The organism is Pluralibacter gergoviae ATCC 33028 = NBRC 105706 (genome assembly GCF_001598855.1).
In the GTDB taxonomy this organism is placed as follows: Bacteria; Pseudomonadota; Gammaproteobacteria; order Enterobacterales; family Enterobacteriaceae; genus Pluralibacter; species Pluralibacter gergoviae.
Genome location: NZ_BCZS01000030.1, coordinates 14,248 through 31,306, shown reverse-complemented (window position 1 = coordinate 31,306; position 17,059 = coordinate 14,248). Strand labels below are relative to the sequence as shown.

22 protein-coding genes are annotated in these 17,059 nt (G+C 54.9%); all 22 read left to right on the top strand.

Features of this window, described 5'->3' with window-relative positions; translation table 11 throughout:
* Positions 1-8 precede the first annotated feature (8 nt).
* The 22 genes from ENGE1_RS28610 to ENGE1_RS21235 all read left to right on the top strand — a co-directional run bounded on the left by ENGE1_RS28610 (position 9) and on the right by ENGE1_RS21235 (position 17,041).
* Entirely contained in the window at positions 9-239 is a 231-nt protein-coding gene (locus ENGE1_RS28610) for a hypothetical protein (protein WP_151206569.1), read from the top strand.
* A gap of 63 nt (positions 240-302) precedes the next feature.
* On the top strand, positions 303-635 hold the full coding sequence (locus ENGE1_RS21335) for a hypothetical protein (RefSeq protein WP_064360686.1): 333 nt from the start codon (positions 303-305) through the stop codon (positions 633-635).
* A complete protein-coding gene (locus tag ENGE1_RS21330; RefSeq protein WP_064360685.1) occupies positions 628-1,047 on the top strand; it encodes a hypothetical protein in 420 nt (139 codons plus the stop codon). Before ENGE1_RS21335 ends, ENGE1_RS21330 begins: the two co-directional genes overlap by 8 nt.
* A 252-nt stretch (positions 1,048-1,299) precedes the next feature.
* A complete protein-coding gene (locus ENGE1_RS21325; protein ID WP_048272920.1) occupies positions 1,300-1,806 on the top strand; it encodes a terminase small subunit in 507 nt (168 codons plus the stop codon).
* Positions 1,778-3,700, top strand: a complete 1,923-nt coding sequence (locus ENGE1_RS21320) for a phage terminase large subunit family protein (protein WP_048272922.1) — start codon at positions 1,778-1,780, stop codon at positions 3,698-3,700. Before ENGE1_RS21325 ends, ENGE1_RS21320 begins: the two co-directional genes overlap by 29 nt.
* Positions 3,700-3,906, top strand: a complete 207-nt coding sequence (locus ENGE1_RS21315) for a phage head-tail joining protein (protein ID WP_048272924.1) — start codon at positions 3,700-3,702, stop codon at positions 3,904-3,906. Before ENGE1_RS21320 ends, ENGE1_RS21315 begins: the two co-directional genes overlap by 1 nt.
* A complete protein-coding gene (locus ENGE1_RS21310; protein ID WP_048272926.1) occupies positions 3,903-5,495 on the top strand; it encodes a phage portal protein in 1,593 nt (530 codons plus the stop codon). Before ENGE1_RS21315 ends, ENGE1_RS21310 begins: the two co-directional genes overlap by 4 nt.
* On the top strand, positions 5,476-6,816 hold the full coding sequence (locus tag ENGE1_RS21305) for a S49 family peptidase (RefSeq protein WP_048272928.1): 1,341 nt from the start codon (positions 5,476-5,478) through the stop codon (positions 6,814-6,816). Before ENGE1_RS21310 ends, ENGE1_RS21305 begins: the two co-directional genes overlap by 20 nt.
* A 9-nt stretch (positions 6,817-6,825) precedes the next feature.
* Complete coding sequence (locus ENGE1_RS21300) at positions 6,826-7,158, top strand: head decoration protein (protein WP_048272930.1); 333 nt, start codon at positions 6,826-6,828, stop codon at positions 7,156-7,158.
* Between the two features lie 76 nt (positions 7,159-7,234).
* Positions 7,235-8,260 (top strand): major capsid protein, encoded by a 1,026-nt coding sequence (locus ENGE1_RS21295; RefSeq protein ID WP_048272931.1) that lies wholly within the window; start codon positions 7,235-7,237, stop codon positions 8,258-8,260.
* A 50-nt stretch (positions 8,261-8,310) separates the two neighbouring features.
* Complete coding sequence (gene gpFI / locus ENGE1_RS21290) at positions 8,311-8,667, top strand: DNA-packaging protein FI (protein ID WP_048272932.1); 357 nt, start codon at positions 8,311-8,313, stop codon at positions 8,665-8,667.
* Between the two features lie 11 nt (positions 8,668-8,678).
* Positions 8,679-9,032 (top strand): head-tail joining protein, encoded by a 354-nt coding sequence (locus tag ENGE1_RS21285; protein WP_048272933.1) that lies wholly within the window; start codon positions 8,679-8,681, stop codon positions 9,030-9,032.
* A 14-nt stretch (positions 9,033-9,046) separates the two neighbouring features.
* The gene (locus ENGE1_RS21280; RefSeq protein WP_048272988.1) at positions 9,047-9,622 is read left to right on the top strand and encodes a phage tail protein; all 576 of its coding nucleotides are present in this window, start codon (positions 9,047-9,049) and stop codon (positions 9,620-9,622) included.
* The gene (locus tag ENGE1_RS21275; protein WP_048272934.1) at positions 9,619-10,017 is read left to right on the top strand and encodes a phage minor tail U family protein; all 399 of its coding nucleotides are present in this window, start codon (positions 9,619-9,621) and stop codon (positions 10,015-10,017) included. The genes ENGE1_RS21280 and ENGE1_RS21275 overlap by 4 nt, the downstream gene beginning before the upstream one ends.
* A 7-nt stretch (positions 10,018-10,024) precedes the next feature.
* Positions 10,025-10,768 (top strand): phage tail protein, encoded by a 744-nt coding sequence (locus ENGE1_RS21270; RefSeq protein WP_048272935.1) that lies wholly within the window; start codon positions 10,025-10,027, stop codon positions 10,766-10,768.
* Between the two features lie 10 nt (positions 10,769-10,778).
* Complete coding sequence (gene gpG / locus ENGE1_RS21265; protein WP_048272936.1) at positions 10,779-11,201, top strand: phage tail assembly chaperone G; 423 nt, start codon at positions 10,779-10,781, stop codon at positions 11,199-11,201.
* Positions 11,202-11,263: 62 nt separating this feature from the next.
* Positions 11,264-11,533, top strand: a complete 270-nt coding sequence (locus ENGE1_RS21260; RefSeq protein WP_048272937.1) for a phage tail assembly protein T — start codon at positions 11,264-11,266, stop codon at positions 11,531-11,533.
* The gene (locus tag ENGE1_RS21255) at positions 11,517-14,582 is read left to right on the top strand and encodes a phage tail tape measure protein (RefSeq protein WP_048272938.1); all 3,066 of its coding nucleotides are present in this window, start codon (positions 11,517-11,519) and stop codon (positions 14,580-14,582) included. The genes ENGE1_RS21260 and ENGE1_RS21255 overlap by 17 nt, the downstream gene beginning before the upstream one ends.
* Before the next feature lie 18 nt (positions 14,583-14,600).
* Entirely contained in the window at positions 14,601-14,948 is a 348-nt protein-coding gene (locus ENGE1_RS21250) for a phage tail protein (RefSeq protein ID WP_048272939.1), read from the top strand.
* Complete coding sequence (locus ENGE1_RS21245) at positions 14,945-15,700, top strand: phage minor tail protein L (RefSeq protein ID WP_048272940.1); 756 nt, start codon at positions 14,945-14,947, stop codon at positions 15,698-15,700. Before ENGE1_RS21250 ends, ENGE1_RS21245 begins: the two co-directional genes overlap by 4 nt.
* Before the next feature lies 1 nt (position 15,701).
* The gene (locus ENGE1_RS21240) at positions 15,702-16,427 is read left to right on the top strand and encodes a C40 family peptidase (protein WP_064360684.1); all 726 of its coding nucleotides are present in this window, start codon (positions 15,702-15,704) and stop codon (positions 16,425-16,427) included.
* Positions 16,424-17,041 carry a tail assembly protein gene (locus ENGE1_RS21235; protein ID WP_048272942.1) on the top strand — a complete coding sequence of 206 codons (618 nt, stop codon included), beginning with the start codon at positions 16,424-16,426 and terminating at the stop codon, positions 17,039-17,041. The genes ENGE1_RS21240 and ENGE1_RS21235 overlap by 4 nt, the downstream gene beginning before the upstream one ends.
* Positions 17,042-17,059 lie beyond the last annotated feature (18 nt).

The window sequence follows — 17,059 nt, the reverse complement described above, 5'->3', positions numbered from 1 at the left end:
GAGTGATAATGAATCGCTTTATAGTTTTCGGATATCATGAAGGTAAACGAGTAAGCATCGAGCAAGAAATAAAAGGAGTGGCAAAAAGCATTGATGAAGCTAATGCAATAATATTAAAGCTGAAAGACAATGATTTTATGCCTTACGATAAAATACTTTTATATGATGTTGATAACGAACAGTTAATATCTGAGCATCAGCCAAATGGTTTTGATGGATGGATTGATATTAATATGTAACCATCAATATTTCTAATTTAAAAAGAAACCACCTGAGGGTGGTTTTTTTACTGGGAATGAATAATGAACAGTTTAAAGATTGAGTATGTTAATGGAGTGCTGGTGTCTGTTGAACATAATGGCAGGTCATATATGGACCTTCCTCTTTCAGCCGTTCACTTTCGTCACGAAAAGAACCACAACCCATTTTTCAAGATTGAGGTTGAGGAAGGCGGTGAAAAGCATGAGCGCCTGAAAGAAGTATCCCCCGAGCTTCCCTCGGCACCGGAACAAATGCCGCCAGTGACAGAGGAGGCGGCGGTGAAAGAGGGGGAGTTAATGCCTCCCGCCGTTCAGCCGCCTCGCAAGCCGCGCCGTCATCGCCACAACCGCAACCGGAGTAACAGCAATGTTTAATCGTAATGACCTGACCATCTCGATGTTCTATGCCTCCAGTACCAATGATGACGGCAGCAAAACTGCAGCTATCACGGTGCAGGTTAATGGCCCTGCTGCCACCGCTGTGCAGACCTCGCAGCTGCTCTGCGTCACTGATAAGGCAAAGGTGAAGACCTATGTCGTTGGCGAGCAGAGCATCAAAGACGGCTCGGACCCGCTGCTGGTAGCCATAGAAAACTACTGGCGTCTGAACACCCAGGCGGTCGTTGGGCAACTGATGAATGACGTGCTGGAGTTTATCGCAGGCAACGTCAGTCAGGGCACCACCTGGCTGGGGTTCAACGGACTGAAGGTGTTTGAAAATGAACCGCTTGAGAACCGAATTCCCGAAAGCGTTTTGAATGCTGACGGCGGAGTAAAAAGCGAATGATAATTATTATCGTCTCGGGTCCTTTCCGGGGATCTGACTCGTTACGGGGCGACGTCCGCGCAGGATTCCGCTATTTACGAGATTTTTCAGGGGGGTAGTTGTTGTTTTGTTGTTTGCAACCTACTGTTTTTAAAGGTTTTTTGTGATTTGATATAACAACCTGCCGTCCGAGGGCTCCAGATTGGGTGCTTGCTTACACAAATTTACATAAGACTTGCGTAGCCGCTGACTTTTGCTGAGGAGGGAAGCAGGGTGGCCCACTTACTCAATAAAGGTGATATGGCCTCCTCTATTGGTATCTCCGTCCAGGCTTTTGACAAATGGGGCGTACCTCCGGTTGAGCGCAGAGGCAGGGAGGTTTTTTATGATGTTAAATCTGTCCTGAAGATAGATCGTGAGCGGCAGCTGCAAAGTCATAAATCAACTGATGACGGTGATGATCTCGAAACAAAGCTGTTGCAGGCGCGGATTGAATTAACCGAGGAGCAGGCAATTGCACAGCGATTTAAAAACCAGATTGCCGATCATCGGGTAATAAACACTGAATTCTGCATTTTTGCGCTATCCCGCCTCGCCGGTGAGCTGGCGTCGGTTCTCGATAGCATCCCACTGTCAATGCAGCGGCGGTTTCCCGATTTTAATGACAGACAGCTCATGTACCTCAAAGAGCTGGTGGCGAAGGGTGCCAATAAATGCGTTGAGTCGGCAGAAAAAATGCCGGAGTTTGCTGATGAATATTACCGAAGCGCAGATGAGTAACCTGATCAGGGCGGTGTCTGAAGGACTCTTAGTTCTGCGGCGGCCCTTGCCCATGACACCAGTAGAGTGGGCCGATAAATTTTATTACCTCCCAAAAGAGTCTGCCTACCAGGAGGGGCGGTGGGAAACGCTACCTTTTCAGCGCGCGATCATGAATGCCATGGGAAGCGACTATATTCGCGAGGTGAATGTCGTTAAGTCGGCCCGCGTTGGCTACTCCAAAATGCTGCTCGGCGTATATGCCTATTTCATTGAGCACAAGCAGAGAAACTCCCTGATCTGGCTGCCAACAGATGGCGATGCGGAAAACTTCATGAAGTCGCACGTCGAACCGACAATAAGGGATGTTCCCTCACTGCTTTCGCTGGCTCCCTGGTACGGCAAAAAGCATCGAGATAATACCCTCAGCATGAAGCGCTTTTCTAACGGTCGCGGATTCTGGTGTCTGGGCGGTAAGGCGGCAAAAAACTACCGTGAAAAGTCAGTAGATGTCGCCGGTTATGATGAGCTGGCCGCGTTTGATGCGGACATCGAAAAGGAAGGGTCTCCAACCTTTCTCGGTGATAAACGTATTGAAGGCTCTGTCTGGCCCAAGTCGATTCGCGGATCAACGCCGAAGGTAAAAGGAACCTGCCAGATTGAGCGGGCAGCGAGTGAGTCCCCTCACTTCATGCGTTTTCACGTTCGTTGCCCGCACTGCGGTGAAGAGCAGTATCTGAAGTTTGGAGATAAAGAAACGCCGTTTGGCCTTAAGTGGCAGCCTGACGACCCGGGCAGTGTTTTTTATCTCTGTGAGCATAACGGTTGTGTTATCAGGCAGCAGGAACTTGATTTCAGCGAAGCAAGGTACATCTGCGAGAAAACCGGGATATGGACCTGCGATGGTCTGGACTGGTATTCATCGACCGGGGCGGAAATAGACCCGCCTGAAAGCGTCACGTTCCATGTCTGGACTGCGTATAGCCCCTTCACCACCTGGGTGCAGATCGTAAAAGACTGGCTCAAAACCAAAGGGGACACCGGGAAGCGTAAGACCTTCGTTAATACTACGCTCGGAGAAACCTGGGAGCCTAAGCTGGGTGAACGGCCCGACGCTGAAGTGATGGCGGAGCGTAAAGAGCATTTCTCCGCTGCGGTCCCTGAGCGTGTCGCCTACCTCACTGCCGGAATTGACTCCCAGCTTGACCGCTATGAAATGCGCGTTTGGGGCTGGGGACCCGGTGAGGAAAGCTGGCTGATAGACAGGCAGATCATTATGGGCCGCCATGACGACGAAGAGACTCTGCTCAGGGTTGATGAGGCTATAAATAAGGTTTACGCCCGCCGTAATGGCGCTGAAATGTCCGTTTCCCGCATTTGCTGGGATATCGGCGGTATTGATCCCACCATCGTTTACAACCGCTCAAAAAAGCACGGGCTGTTCCGCGTGATCCCGATTAAGGGAGCATCCATTTACGGTAAGCCGGTGGCAAACATGCCGCGTAAGCGTAATAAGAACGGTGTTTATCTGACTGAAGTGGGTACTGATACCGCGAAAGAGCAGATTTACAACCGATTTTCACTGGTCGCCGAGGGGGACGAACCTTTGCCCGGCGCGGTGCATTTTCCCAACAACCCTGAGGTTTACGATCTGGCAGAGGCTCAGCAGCTCACCGCTGAAGAGCAGGTGGAAAAGTGGACTGATGGTAAGCGGAAAATCGTCTGGGACAGTAAAAAGCGGCGCAATGAGGCGCTCGACTGCTTTGTTTATGCCCTGGCGGCGCTGCGGATCAGCATCTCTCGCTGGCAGCTGAATCTTGAGTCTCTTCTGGCAAGCCTGCTGGAGGAGGAGGTCACCCGAAAAAATAACAAGACGCTGGCGGATTACGCCAGGGAATTAGCAGGAGATGAATAATGGCGACTCAGACCGATCTCGACGCTGCCCGCGCTGCGTTACATGAGTTGATGACGGGTAAGCGCGTAGCGACAGTGCAGAAAGATGGTCGCCGGGTGGAGTTTACCGCCACTTCCGTCAGCGACCTGAAAAAATACATCTCCGACCTGGAATCTCAGGTTGGAACCATTTCGCGGCGCCGGGGACCGGCGGGGTTCTATGCATGAAAACACCAGAATTATTGGGGCCCGACGGTAAAACTGGCCTGCGTGAGTATGCCGGCTATCACGGTGGTGCTGGTGGCTTCGGCGGCCAGCTGCGGGCGTGGAATCCACCAAGCGAAAGCGCGGATGCTGCGCTGTTGCCTAACTATGCCCGGGGAAATGCCCGCGCTGATGATTTGGTGAGAAACAATGGCTATGCCGCCAACGCCGTTCAGCTCCATCAGGATCATATCGTCGGCTCATTCTTTCGGTTGAGCCACCGGCCGAGCTGGCGCTTTCTTGGCATTACTGAAGAGGAGGCCCGCGCATTCTCACGTGAGGTAGAAGCAGCCTGGAAAGAGTTTGCTGAAGATGACTGCTGCTGTATAGACGTTGAGCGAAAGCGCACTTTTACAATGATGGTCCGGGAAGGCGTGGCGATGCACGCCTTTAACGGCGAGCTTTGCGTTCAGGCAACGTGGGACACCAGCCCCTCCCGGCTGTTTCGGACCCAGTTCAAGATGGTCAGCCCTAAACGGGTCAGCAACCCCGGTAACATCGGTGACTCCCGCAACTGCCGGGCTGGCGTGAAGGTGAATGATGCCGGTGCTGCCCTGGGGTATTACGTCAGTGAGGATGGGTACCCCGGCTGGATGCCGCAGTCCTGGACTTACATACCGCGCGAACTTCCCGGAGGGCGGCCATCGTTTATCCACGTCTTCGAGCCGCTGGAGGACGGGCAGACCCGGGGCGCCAACGTGTTTTACAGCGTGATGGAGCAGATGAAAATGCTCGATACCCTGCAAAATACGCAGCTACAGAGTGCGATCGTTAAAGCGATGTACGCAGCCACCATCGAAAGTGAGATGGATACCCAGACGGCGATGGATTTCATTCTCGGGTCCGATAATAAGGAGCAGACAGGCAAGCTGACCGGATGGATAGGGGAAATAGCCTCTTACTACTCGGCGGCGCCGGTGCGCCTGGGTGGGGCCAAAGTTCCTCACCTTATGCCGGGTGACTCCCTCAATCTTCAGTCTGCGCAGGATACGGACAACGGGTATTCGACCTTCGAGCAATCCCTCCTGCGCTACATCGCTGCAGGGCTCGGGGTTTCCTACGAGCAGTTGTCGCGAAACTACTCCCAGATGAGCTATTCCACGGCGCGCGCCAGCGCCAATGAATCCTGGGCGTACTTCATGGGCCGCCGGAAGCTGGTGGCTTCCCGCCAGGCCTGCCAGATGTTTCTCTGTTGGCTGGAGGAGGCGATAGTCCGGCGGGTTGTTACGCTCCCCTCTAAGGCGCGGTTCTCTTTTCAGGAGGCCAAAAGTGCCTGGGGGAACTGTGACTGGATCGGTGCCGGGCGAATGGCGATAGATGGTCTGAAAGAGGTGCAGGAAGCGGTCATGCTGATCGAAGCCGGACTCAGCACCTATGAGAAGGAGTGCGCCAAGCGGGGGGATGATTATCAGGAAATCTTCGCGCAGCAGGTGCGGGAGAACATGGAGCGGCGTGAAGCCGGACTCACACCACCTGCATGGGCGGCTGCTGCCTTCGAGTCAGGGCTGAATAAATCAACTCAGGAGGATAACGATGACGCCCGAGCTGCGTAATCTCCCGCACATTGCCAGTATGGCATTCAACGAACCACTGCTGCTGGAACCCGCCTACGCGCGGGTTTTCTTTTGCGCGCTGGCCGGGCAGCTTGGCATCACCCGGCTGACTGACACTGTATCGGGTACCATGCTGGATGCTGAGCAAATGGCGGAGCCGCTGATGCTGTTCGGTAATGATGAGGCGGGGCCGCGTCCGGTACGAGGCTACCAGGTGGAAAAAGGCATTGCTGTGCTTCCTGTCTCCGGCACGCTGGTCAGTAAAACCCGCTCGCTGCAGCCTTATTGTGGTATGACCGGATACAACGGGGTGATTGCCCGCCTGCAGCAGGCCATCAGTGACCCGGAAGTTGACGGCATTCTGCTGGATATGGATACGCCTGGGGGCATGGTGGCGGGGGCATTCGACTGCGCTGACATAATCGCCAGGGCTCGCGACATCAAACCCGTCTGGGCACTGGCGAATGACATGAACTGCAGCGCCGGGCAGCTCATTGCCAGTGCCGCATCCCGCAGGCTGGTGACGCAGACCGCCAGAACCGGATCAATTGGCGTCATGATGGCGCATAGCAACTACGGGCAGGTACTGAAATCGCAAGGTGTGGAAGTCACGCTGATTTATAGCGGTGAGCACAAGGTTGATGGCAACCCTTACGAGAAATTGCCGAAGGATGTACGCGGGGCATTCCAGGAGCGTATCGACGCTACCCGGCAGATGTTTGCTGAAAAAGTCGCGGGTTACACCGGGATGTCCGTTCAGGCGGTGCTTGATACCGAAGCGGCCGTTTTCTCTGGTCAGGAATCTGTCGACAGTGGGCTGGCAGACGAACTTGTAAACAATACTGACGCGATCGACGTAATGCGTGAGGCGTTGGATATGAAAAATACTATCCATTATGGAGGAAGCATGAATAAACCTAACGCTGCGTCTGCGGCAATTAATCAACCCGTTGTGGCTACCAGTGATTCCTCTCCGGCTAACAACGAGATTGTTGCCACACACACCACCGCGCCTCTTACGCAGCAGGCGCCCGACGTTGCTGAGCAGATTAACGCTGCGGTGGCGGCAGAGAACGGCCGAATTATGGGGATCCTCAATTGCGAGGAGGCCCAGGGTCGCGAGGCCCAGGCCCGCGCGCTGGCCGAAACGCCCGGGATGACCGTTGAAACTGCTCAGCGCATTCTTGCGGCTGCTCCTCAAAGCGCCCAGGCGCGCAGCGAAACGGCGCTGGACAGGCAGATGGAATCTGCGCCTGGTGCGCTGTCCGCAAATACTCCGTCGTCTGATGAAGCCGACGATCTGTTGAACACTCCGGTTTAAGAGGCTTACATGGCTAACGTAGAAACTTTCACTCACCATCAACCGCTGGGTAATAGCGACCCGGCACATACCGCATACGGCGCCGGCGCTCTGGCGGCTGCAACACCAGTCATGACGCCGCTAATGCTGGATGCCACGTCAGGCAAGCTGGTGGTCTGGGATGGCGAGCATGCTGGCGCTGCGTGCGGCATTCTGGCCGTCAGCGCCGACCAGAACAGTCAGGAGCTGACGTTCTTCAAGTCCGGATCCTTTCGTATTGACGATGTTGTCTGGCCGGAAGCTGTCACTGATGAGGGTATTAAGCGCAACGCTTTTGCCGGAACGGTCATCAGCATCGTTTAAGTCACTCCTGACTTCACAGTAAAGCCATCACTACTCATCCGAGCCGCTGCAGCGGCTTTTTTTACGGGAAAAATCTATGTCAATTTACACCACTGCTCAGCTGCTGGCGGTTAATGAGAAGAAATTCAAGTTTGACCCGCTGTTCCTGCGGATCTTCTTCCGTGAGAGCTACCCATTCACCACCGAGAAGGTTTACCTGTCGCAGATCCCCGGCCTGGTCAATATGGCGCTTTATGTTTCGCCGATTGTCTCCGGTAAGGTCCTCCGCACCCGTGGCGGCGCAACCTCCGAATTTACCCCGGGCTACGTCAAACCGAAACACGAGGTCAACCCGCAGATGACCCTGCGCCGCCTGCCAGATGAGGACCCGCAGAACCTTGCCGATCCCGCTTACCGCCGCCGCCGCATCATCCTTCAGAACATGAAAGATGAAGAGCTGGCGATCGCCCAGGTTGAAGAAATGCAGGCGGTGGAGGCGGTTCTCAACGGGAAGTACACGATGACCGGCGAAGCCTTCGAGCCTGTAGAAGTGGATATGGGCCGCAGCGCCGGCAACAACATCATTCAGGCGGGGGCTGCCGGTTGGTCGAGCCGTGACAAGGAAACGTATGACCCAACCGATGACATTGAAGCCTATTCGATCAATGCCAGCGGCGTGGTCAACATTATCGTTTTCGATGCTAAGGGCTGGGCGTTATTCCGTTCGTTTAAGGCGGTAAAAGAAAAGCTGGACACCCGTCGCGGCTCAAATTCCGAGCTGGAAACGGCGCTGAAGGATTTGGGTAAAGCCGTCTCCTATAAAGGGATGTATGGCGATGTGGCGATCGTGGTTTATTCGGGTCAGTACGTTGATGACGGCGCGAAGAAAAACTACATGCCCGACCTGACCATGGTACTGGGCAACACTCAGGCTCGCGGCCTTCGTACCTATGGCTGTATTCAGGACGTGGATGCCCAGCGCGAGGGTATTAACGCCTCCACCCGCTATCCCAAGAACTGGGTGCAAACCGGTGACCCGGCACGCGAGTTCACAATGATCCAGTCCGCACCGTTGATGCTGCTCGCCGATCCGGATGAGTTCGTTACGGTCAAACTGGCGTAATCACGACAGTGGCCCTCCGGGGCCATTTTTATTTCTGTGAGGAAATTTTTATGTCCAAAGACGAACTGATCGCCAGACTGAAAGCGCTGGCGGAAAAGCTGGGTCGTGAGGTCAATCTGACGGGCTCGAAGGAAGATCTGGCGATGCGCGTTGCTGAGCTGGAGGAAGAAATTGGTGATGAAGAACAGGCTGGTGGCGAAACTACCGCGCAGGCCACCGGCTCAGTGCCGAAAGACGATGCTCAGGGCGGCCTGATCAGGATTAAGACCCTTTTCTCTCTGCATGTTGAAGCCTGGCACGAACTTCGAGATGAGCCGATTTCACTGGTTGAACCTGGCGTCGTTGTTCGGGTTTCACCGGCAGACGCCCAGGAGCTGTTTACGCGTAAGCTTGCCCTTCGCCTGTAACGGGAGGTGCCGTGGCTGAATTCGACAATATTTTTGATGCGGCGATTTCCCGCGCAGATAGCACTATCCGCAGAGTGATGGGGGCTGAGGCGCATATTAAATCGGGTTTGCTGGCTGGCATGGTAGTGACGGGTGTCTTCGACGATCCGGAGAATATTGGTTATGCCGACGGCGGCGTGCGGATAGAGGGCGCCAGCCCCTCTTTATTCGTTGAAACGTCCAGCATCAGAAATCTGCGACGCATGGACACGATAACGATCGCAAATGAACCATTCTGGGTGGATCGAATAACCCCGGATGACTGCGGCTCCTGCTACGTATGGCTCGGGCGTGGCGAGCCGCCAGCCAGCGCCCGCCGCCGGTAGGAGGTTTTATGGGTATCAAAGGTCTGGAGCGGGTGATCGATAACCTGAACACCCTCGATCGCAATATGGTTCCCAATGCCAGCGTCTGGGCTATTAACAGGGTTGCGGCATCAGCAGTATCGCGCGCTGTCCGGGTGGTAGCCCGCGAGGCAGTTGCAGGAGATAACCGGGCCAAGGGATTACCTGTCCGGATCATCAGACAGCGCGTCAGGCTCAGCAAAGCGTCGACCTCCGGGAAAAAATGCAGGATCCGGGTTAATCGCGGAAATCTGCCCGCCAAGAAACTGGGGGCGGTACAGGTCAGGCTAACAAGGAAGAAAGGGAGGCTCTTGAAGAAGGGCAGCGTCCTGAAGGTCGGGAAATATCTTTTCAGAGACGCCTTCCTGCAGCAATTAGCCAACGGCCGCTGGCAAATAATGCGGCGAGTCAATGGCAAAAGTCGTTACCCCATCGATGTTGTGAAGGTCCCCCTGGTCGAACCGTTAACAGCGGCTTTTGAACAGGAGAAGCAGCGCATGCTGAAAGAAGACATGCCGAAACAACTCACTGCCGCGCTGCGGCAGCAACTGAGGCTGTATTTAAAGCGATGAAACATACCGAAATACGCTCTGCTGTTATCGATGCGCTGGAGGGCGCTGTAGGGAATAGCGTCATTTATTTCGATGGCCGTCCTGCTGTTATTGAGGAGGAGGATTTCCCGGCCATCGCAGTTTACTTATCTGATGCGGAATATACCGGAGAGGAGTTGGACGGCGATACCTGGCAGGCGACGCTTCATATAGAAATATTTCTGCCTGCTCAGGTTCCTGACTCTGAACTTGATAAGTGGGTGGAAACACGCATCTACCCCGCAATATCGGATATTCCGGCACTAAGCAACCTTATTACTGTAATGGTCCCGCAGGGCTATGAATATCAACGGGACGACAGCCTGGCGCTGTGGAGCTCAGCCGATCTGAAGTACTCAATTAATTACGAAATGTGAGGACAAAATGCCTACACCGAATCCTATGGCTCCCGTAAAGGGCGCCGGCACAACGCTCTGGCTGTATACCGGCACGGGCAACCCGTATGCAAATCCGTTGTCCGATGCCGACTGGCAGCGCCTGGCGAAGATTAAGGAGCTGACACCGGGCGAAATGACGGCCGAGTCGTATGACGACACCTACCTGGACGACGATGATGCTGACTGGACGGCGACGGCCCAGGGGGCAAAATCAGCAGGCGATACGTCGCTGACGCTGGCATGGAAGCCCGGTGAGGACGGGCAAAAATCGCTGGTAGCCTGGTTTGTTGATGGCACCGTGAAGGCTTACAAAATCAAGTACCCCAACGGCACCGTGGACGTTTTTAAAGGATGGTGCAGCAGTCTGGGTAAAGCCGTTCCTGCGAAGGAAGTTATCACCCGCACAGCCAAAATTACCAACACCGGTAAGCCTGAGTTGGCGGAAGAGAGCGACTCCCCGGCTATCGCCGTCACCGGTATCAAGCTGGATAAGGCTACCGCAAGCGTGGCCGTCGGCGCCACCACGACTCTCAATATCAGCGTCACGCCAGCAAGCGCCTCGGACCAGTCGTTCCGGGCCGCGGCCTCTGATAGCTCGAAAGCGACGGTGGTGGTGAGTGGAAAATCGCTCATTGTCACCGGCGTGGCAGCAGGTACGGTTGATGTCGTTGTCATGAGCAATGACGGCAGCTTTATCGCAACCTGCAAAGTTACCGTAACGGCGGCGTAAGGATAATCAGATGGATTTTCTCAAAAAAGAAGAGTTTGAGCACAACGGCGTCAGGACGCAGATTAGCGAGCTGTCTGCGTTACAGCGCATCAGCTATCTCGAATACCTGGCTCGTGAAGAGAAGGACCTTAACGTTGACGTGGATGAGCTGAGTGAGCAGGAGGTCAATGCCCGACTCATCAATATGGATATTCGCACCGGCGCGCTGCTCATTGCGCTGTCGCTTTGGCATAACGATCCGTCAGGGCCTTCAGAAGAAGAGCTGCAGCAACAGGTACTCCGCTCGTGGCCACCGGAAGCCATTGGCAAGGCGCAAATGCAAATCCAGCTACTGTCCGGCATGTTGCCACCGGTCTTAGATGAAGTGATAGAGACGGAGAGTATTGATAACACTGTACCGGTTGATGAGCCCGTGACCGCGGAAAAGCCTTAGCCAGTGAGCGTGAGTTTGTCCTGAAACTGGCGCGCGAGTTTGGTCGACCCGACTGGCGCGCCATGCTGGCTGGCATGACGTCCTCCGAGCTGGGCGACTGGCATCATTTTTATCGGGAGCGTTATTTCCAGGACGCGCAGCTCGACGCACATTTCTCCGGGCTGCTTTACACCATTTCCACTTTTCTTTACCGGGATCCGGACATAACCCCTGCACACTTCAGTCTGCTGTCGCCAACTGCTGAGGCAGTCGGGCAGGTGCAGGACGATGACGCCATGATGCTGGCCGCAGAGGGCATTACAGGAGGCACACGATATGGCCCAGCAGATTAGCGATCTGGTTATTAACCTTGATATCGACAACGCCTCATTCAGTGAGCAGGTTGCCAGGATCAGGAACCAGTTCACCGGTCTGGCGAGTGAGACAGAAAAGGTGCAGGCGCGCATGCGGAACGCGCAGGCCGCCCAGGTAAACGCACTTAAGGTCGTGGGTGATGCCGGCGCAAGTGCTGTATCTGACATGCAAAAACGTCAGGCTACTGCCTCAGCGCAGCTGAACACCGAACTGCAGCAGGTTGCTAGGTCAGTGGAGGAGACGCATCAGCGCGTTGCCGGATTACGACAGCAATATCAGGAGAACGGGGCTCAGGCTGAGGCACTGGCGCGCAGGCAGGATGCGCTGGCTGAGTCTTTTTTTCGCCAGATTGATGGTGTTCGCTCGCTCTCCGGTGAAACCCGATCGCTTGCCAGCGTTCAGGAGCGACTCCGCCAGGCGCGCGCGCAGGGAAATATTACCCAGGGCGATTATCTCTCTCTGCTTTCCCGCACCACGGCACGGCAAAAAGAGCTGCAGCAGGTTGAAGAGAAGGCGAGCCAGGCGCGTGAAAAATTCCTGCGCCAGCTGAAGGCTCAGGTTGTTGAGCAAAAGCTGTCTGACGCAGAGCTTCTGAGGATGAAAGCGGCGCAGTTAGGTGCTGGCGATGCCGCTGAGGTCTATATCCGCAAACTGGAAGCGGCGAAAGAAGCCACGCACGGCCTGGGGATTGATAGTGCCGGTGCCCGTCGCGAGCTTGGCATATTGGCCGGAGAACTATTACGCGGTAACTTTGGCGCGCTGCGCGGATCAGGAATCACGCTGGCTAACCGGGCGGGGTGGATTGACCAACTGATGACTCTGCGCGGACTGGGCATTGCCGGAGTGGTCGGGGGTATCGCTGCATCCGTCATTTTGCTGGGAAAGGCCTGGTATGACGGCGGCAAGGAGGCCGAGGAGTTCAACAAGCAGCTCATTCTTACCGGGAATTATGCAGGTAAAAATGCGGCGCAACTTCAGCAGTTATCCCGGGCGATCTCCGGGAGTGGCGTAACGCAGCATGCTGCGGCTGATGCACTGGCTCAGGTTGTCGGATCCGGTTCATTCTCCGGTGGCGCTGTCGATATGGTGGCAAAAACCGCCGCCCGCATGAAGGAGACCGTCGGCCAGGCGGTGGATGAGACTGTCCGACAGTTTAAGCGACTGCAGGAAGACCCTGTCAGTGCCGCACAGGAGCTGGATCAGGCTATCCACTTCCTTACGGCAGCGCAGCTGGAACAAATACGCGTCCTCGGTGAACAGGGCCGCAGCGCGGATGCAGCAAAAATCGCGATGTCAGCCTATGCGGATGCGATGAATGAGCGTCTGACAGACGTGCATAACAACCTGGGCTGGCTGGAAACGGCATGGCGGGCTTTGGGTAATGCTGCCGCATGGTCCTGGGATCGGATGCTGGATATCGGTCGCGAAGATACCATTGAGGAAAAAATTGCCGCCCTGCGCCAGAAAATTGCGAATGCCGGGCAGCAGATTGGCCGGATTTATATTCCGGTTAGCCAGGAGGATCGGGACCAACTCGCGGAACTGGAAGAGGAGAAGTTCCAGAATGATTTAAAGAATGCCCGGGATAAGGCCGACCAGAACGAACAGGAAAGGCTGAAGCGGCGCAATCGGCAGAACGCTGAACTTAATCGACTGAATGAGACTGAAGCCTCCAGGCACAAGCGTGAACTGGCGCGCATTAATGCAATGGAGTATGCCGATGCGGATGTCCGTGAGGCTGCGGTAGGACGGGAGAACGAACGTTACAAAAAGGCCCTTGAAAACAAGAATAAGAAGCCTGTTGTCCGCACCTCTGCAGGTGACAAGGCTTCTGAGGGGGCGCAGTCTGAGCTTCTTTCCCTGCAAGCACAGCTTAAAACCCTGCAGCAGCATACCAGCGTTAATGATGTCATCAGCAAGCAGCGACGTGAACTGTGGCAGACGGAAAATCAGTATGCAGTTCTACAGGAGGCAGCAGGGCGCCGGAAGCTTTCTACGCAGGAAAAATCGCTTCTCGCCCACAAGGTAGAGACGCTGGAGTATAAGCGTCAGCTGGCGGATCTCGGAGATAAAATCGCTCGCCAGCAAAAGCTGAATGACCTCACCGACCAGGCCAATAAGTTTTCGCAGCAGCAGAGCGCCGTGCGTGCTGGGTTACAGGCTCAGGCTAATGGTGTATCAGGGCGTGATGCCACCCGGGAAGCAACGCTGCAACGCCTGAGAGAAACCTATTCATTTAATCCTCAGGCTCAGCAGAAGGTGCTTGCCGAACAGCAGGCTACCTATGAGGCCGAGGATGCCCTCCGCTCGAACTGGCTCGCTGGCGCAAAGCAAGGGTGGGCCGAATATCAGGAGTCTGCCACCAACGTATTCTCATCCGTTCAACAGGTCTCTCAGGCAGCGTTTGGCGGGCTGGCAAACCAGCTGACAGCGCTGAATACAACCGGAAAAGCCAGTTTTAAAGAGTTCACGTCCTCCATTCTGAAGATGATCGCGCAGGTCATTAATCAGTTGATTGTCGCCTACACCGTTCAGGCTGCCATGGGATGGGTATCCGGGGGCGCGTCGGGTGGAGGAAGTACGCCCTCCGGCGCATATAACTCTGCAGCCGGGGCATTACCCCTGCACTGGAAAGGCGGGTATGTGTCGGGGTTTGACGGCGGCGGATTCACCGGCCACGGTGGTAAGTATGAACCTGCCGGTGTTGTTCACCGCGGTGAATTTGTTTTTACCAAAGAGGCGACCAGTCGAATCGGGATCGGCAACCTCTACCGGATGATGAGGGGTTACGCTACCGGTGGATATGTCGGCGGAGGTGTGCCTGCGAGCACATCCGCTGCTGGAGTGACGGTAAATATGGGCGGGATTTCTATCACGCAAAGCAACAACACCCATGGCGAACAGGGTTTGCGGGTGGACGAGGGGGCGATTATCAGGCAGTTGAAACCTGCAATCGTCAGCGTGGTGAGTGAGCAGGCATCAAGACCCGGTACTCCTCTGTGGAATGCAATCAAAGGCTCAAGATAGAGGCGCCAGAGGTTATTTATGGCAATAGAGACGTTCGCGTGGCGTATTCAGGCCGCCAGCCAGTCGGCAACTAAAAGCACTGATAACATCCGAAAAGTTCAGTTTGGCGATGGTTATTCTCAGGTTTCCGGTAATGGAATAAATGAAGAGGCTCTGAGCTACGAATTTTCATTTTCTGGCGATCCGCAAACAGCGTTAGATATTTATGCTTTCCTGCGGAGGCACAAAACAAAGTCATTTTCGTTTCAGCCCCCCTTTGGCGAACTGGCGTTATGGCGCGTGGGTGCCAATACATTACAGAAAACTCCATTGAATAAAAAAATCATCAATATTTCCGCAACTTTTGAACAGGCGTTTGCACCATGAGCTTGAATAGTGACTATCAAAAACTGGAACCGGGAAATGAAATCCGGCTGTATGAGGTCGACGGCACAGCGTTTGGCGTTGACGATGTTCTGCGTTTTCATTCGCATAATATCGCCCATACGCCGGAGGAAATCAGCGCTGCGGGTGGCGATGAGGCTAAGCTCCCGGCTAAGTCGATCTGGTGGCAGGGGCAGGAGTATTCCGCGTGGCCGTGTCAGACAGAGGGCATAGAGGCATCAACCAGCGGCAGCAGCGCGCAGCCAAAGCTATCGGTCGCTAACCTCGATAGCTCTATTACTGCGCTGTGCCTGGCCTATGACGATTTACTGCAGGCGAAGGTTAGCATCCACGACACGCTGGCGCAGTATCTGGACGCCAGCAATTTCCCGGCAGGAAACCCAACAGCAGATCCTACGCAGGAGAAGCTGAAGGTCTTTTATATTGACGCGAAAGACAGTGAAACAAATGAAGTCGTGGAGTTCACTCTCTCAAGTCCTATGGATCTGCAGGGGCTGATGATCCCGACGCGCCAGCTTCACTCGCTCTGCACCTGGTGCATCCGCAACCAGTATCGCTCCGGTGATGGCTGCGATTACGCTGGTAGCCGCTATTTCGACAAAAATAACAACCCGGTCGATGATCCGTCACTGGACGTCTGCAATGGCACGCTACGGGCCTGCAAGTTGCGGTTCGGGGAAAATAACGAGCTGCCGTTTGGTGGTTTCCCTGGAACCTCGCTAATCAGGAGCTGACATGCGACAGAAAACGATTGATGCCATTATGTCGCATGCGGCGGTAGAGTACCCGCGGGAGTGCTGCGGGATAGTCTGTCAGAAAAGCCGGGTTGAGCGTTATTTCCCGTGCCGGAATCTGGCTGTGGCTCCGGAGGAGCATTTCCACCTGTCGCCGGAGGATTACGCCGCCGCCGAGGACTGGGGCACGGTTATTGCCATTGTCCACAGTCACCCGGACGCAACAACGCAACCGAGCGAGCTGGATAAGGCGCAGTGCGATGCGACTCTGCTGCCGTGGCATATTGTCAGCTGGCCGGAGGGAGATCTCCGGACCATTCAACCCCGGGGAGAGCTGCCGCTGCTGGAGCGCCCGTTTGTGCTGGGCCATACAGACTGCTACGGGCTCATCATGAGTTATTTCCGTCAGACGCACAGCATTGAGATCCCCGATCTGCGCCTGGACTATCCCTGGTGGGAAGATGGCTACCCTGAGAATTTATACCGGGACCACTGGTACGAGTGCGGATTCCGGGAGTTATCTGGCCCTCTGCAACCAGGCGATATGGCCATCATGCAGGTGCAGGCTAATAAGTGGAACCATGCCGGGATCCTGCTGGAGGGCAACATGCTGCTCCACCACCTGTACGGCCACCTCAGCCAGAGAGTGCCTTATGGCGGCTACTGGCAGGAGCGGACGATGAAAATCGTCCGGCATATCAAACTGTTAAAGGAGACTGAACGATGAAGGAAATTATGGTCAGCATTGAGCTGGGCAGCACGCTGGGAAAGAAGTTTGGCAAAACGCACCGGCGTCTGATTGGCAAGACGGGAGAGGCCGCGCAGGCACTGGCAAAAACGCTCCCCGGTTTTGAAAGGTTTATGATCTCCAGTCAGGCGCGTGGCCTGACCTACGCCGTGTTTCAGGGGCGGCAAAATATCGGTGAAGATGAGCTTGGATTGCCAATTACGGGGGAAGTGATTCGCATAGTACCTGTGATTATAGGCAGTAAAAAGGCAGGGCTTTTTCAGACTATTCTTGGTGCCGCTTTGATAAGTGTAGCTGCCTTTGCTTCCGGAGGAATGGCTCTCGGCTTTGCTGGGGGAACTGCTTTTGCAGGTGGCTGGGGGATGGCTGCAGCAGTTGGAGCGTCAATGGCACTTGGCGGTATAGTCCAGATGCTTTCTCCCCAGCCCAAAGGGCTTGCCAGTAAACAGGATAGTGAAAACAAAGCATCCTATGCTTTTGGTAGTGTGACTAACACCACTGCCCAGGGTAATCCTGTACCGCTGGGATATGGGCGGCGGCGCATAGGTGGTGCAATTATATCAGCAGGCATCTATGTTGAAGATAAACAGTAGGATAAAAATGGGAGGATG

Excerpts from the sequence above, each read along its gene's own strand:
- ENGE1_RS21330 (WP_064360685.1), top strand. The coding sequence starts at position 628 with ATGTTTAATCGTAATGACCTGACCATCTCGATGTTCTATGCCTCCAGT.
- ENGE1_RS21260 (WP_048272937.1), top strand. The coding sequence starts at position 11,264 with ATGCTGGCTGGCATGACGTCCTCCGAGCTGGGCGACTGGCATCATTTT.
- ENGE1_RS21315 (WP_048272924.1), top strand. The coding sequence starts at position 3,700 with ATGGCGACTCAGACCGATCTCGACGCTGCCCGCGCTGCGTTACATGAG.
- ENGE1_RS28610 (WP_151206569.1), top strand. The coding sequence starts at position 9 with ATGAATCGCTTTATAGTTTTCGGATATCATGAAGGTAAACGAGTAAGC.
- ENGE1_RS21300 (WP_048272930.1), top strand. The coding sequence starts at position 6,826 with ATGGCTAACGTAGAAACTTTCACTCACCATCAACCGCTGGGTAATAGC.
- ENGE1_RS21270 (WP_048272935.1), top strand. The coding sequence starts at position 10,025 with ATGCCTACACCGAATCCTATGGCTCCCGTAAAGGGCGCCGGCACAACG.
- ENGE1_RS21295 (WP_048272931.1), top strand. The coding sequence starts at position 7,235 with ATGTCAATTTACACCACTGCTCAGCTGCTGGCGGTTAATGAGAAGAAA.
- ENGE1_RS21235 (WP_048272942.1), top strand. The coding sequence starts at position 16,424 with ATGAAGGAAATTATGGTCAGCATTGAGCTGGGCAGCACGCTGGGAAAG.
- ENGE1_RS21320 (WP_048272922.1), top strand. The coding sequence starts at position 1,778 with ATGAATATTACCGAAGCGCAGATGAGTAACCTGATCAGGGCGGTGTCT.
- ENGE1_RS21240 (WP_064360684.1), top strand. The coding sequence starts at position 15,702 with ATGCGACAGAAAACGATTGATGCCATTATGTCGCATGCGGCGGTAGAG.
- gpFI (WP_048272932.1), top strand. The coding sequence starts at position 8,311 with ATGTCCAAAGACGAACTGATCGCCAGACTGAAAGCGCTGGCGGAAAAG.
- gpG (WP_048272936.1), top strand. The coding sequence starts at position 10,779 with ATGGATTTTCTCAAAAAAGAAGAGTTTGAGCACAACGGCGTCAGGACG.
- ENGE1_RS21255 (WP_048272938.1), top strand. The coding sequence starts at position 11,517 with ATGGCCCAGCAGATTAGCGATCTGGTTATTAACCTTGATATCGACAAC.
- ENGE1_RS21245 (WP_048272940.1), top strand. The coding sequence starts at position 14,945 with ATGAGCTTGAATAGTGACTATCAAAAACTGGAACCGGGAAATGAAATC.
- ENGE1_RS21275 (WP_048272934.1), top strand. The coding sequence starts at position 9,619 with ATGAAACATACCGAAATACGCTCTGCTGTTATCGATGCGCTGGAGGGC.
- ENGE1_RS21250 (WP_048272939.1), top strand. The coding sequence starts at position 14,601 with ATGGCAATAGAGACGTTCGCGTGGCGTATTCAGGCCGCCAGCCAGTCG.
- ENGE1_RS21305 (WP_048272928.1), top strand. The coding sequence starts at position 5,476 with ATGACGCCCGAGCTGCGTAATCTCCCGCACATTGCCAGTATGGCATTC.
- ENGE1_RS21310 (WP_048272926.1), top strand. The coding sequence starts at position 3,903 with ATGAAAACACCAGAATTATTGGGGCCCGACGGTAAAACTGGCCTGCGT.
- ENGE1_RS21335 (WP_064360686.1), top strand. The coding sequence starts at position 303 with ATGAACAGTTTAAAGATTGAGTATGTTAATGGAGTGCTGGTGTCTGTT.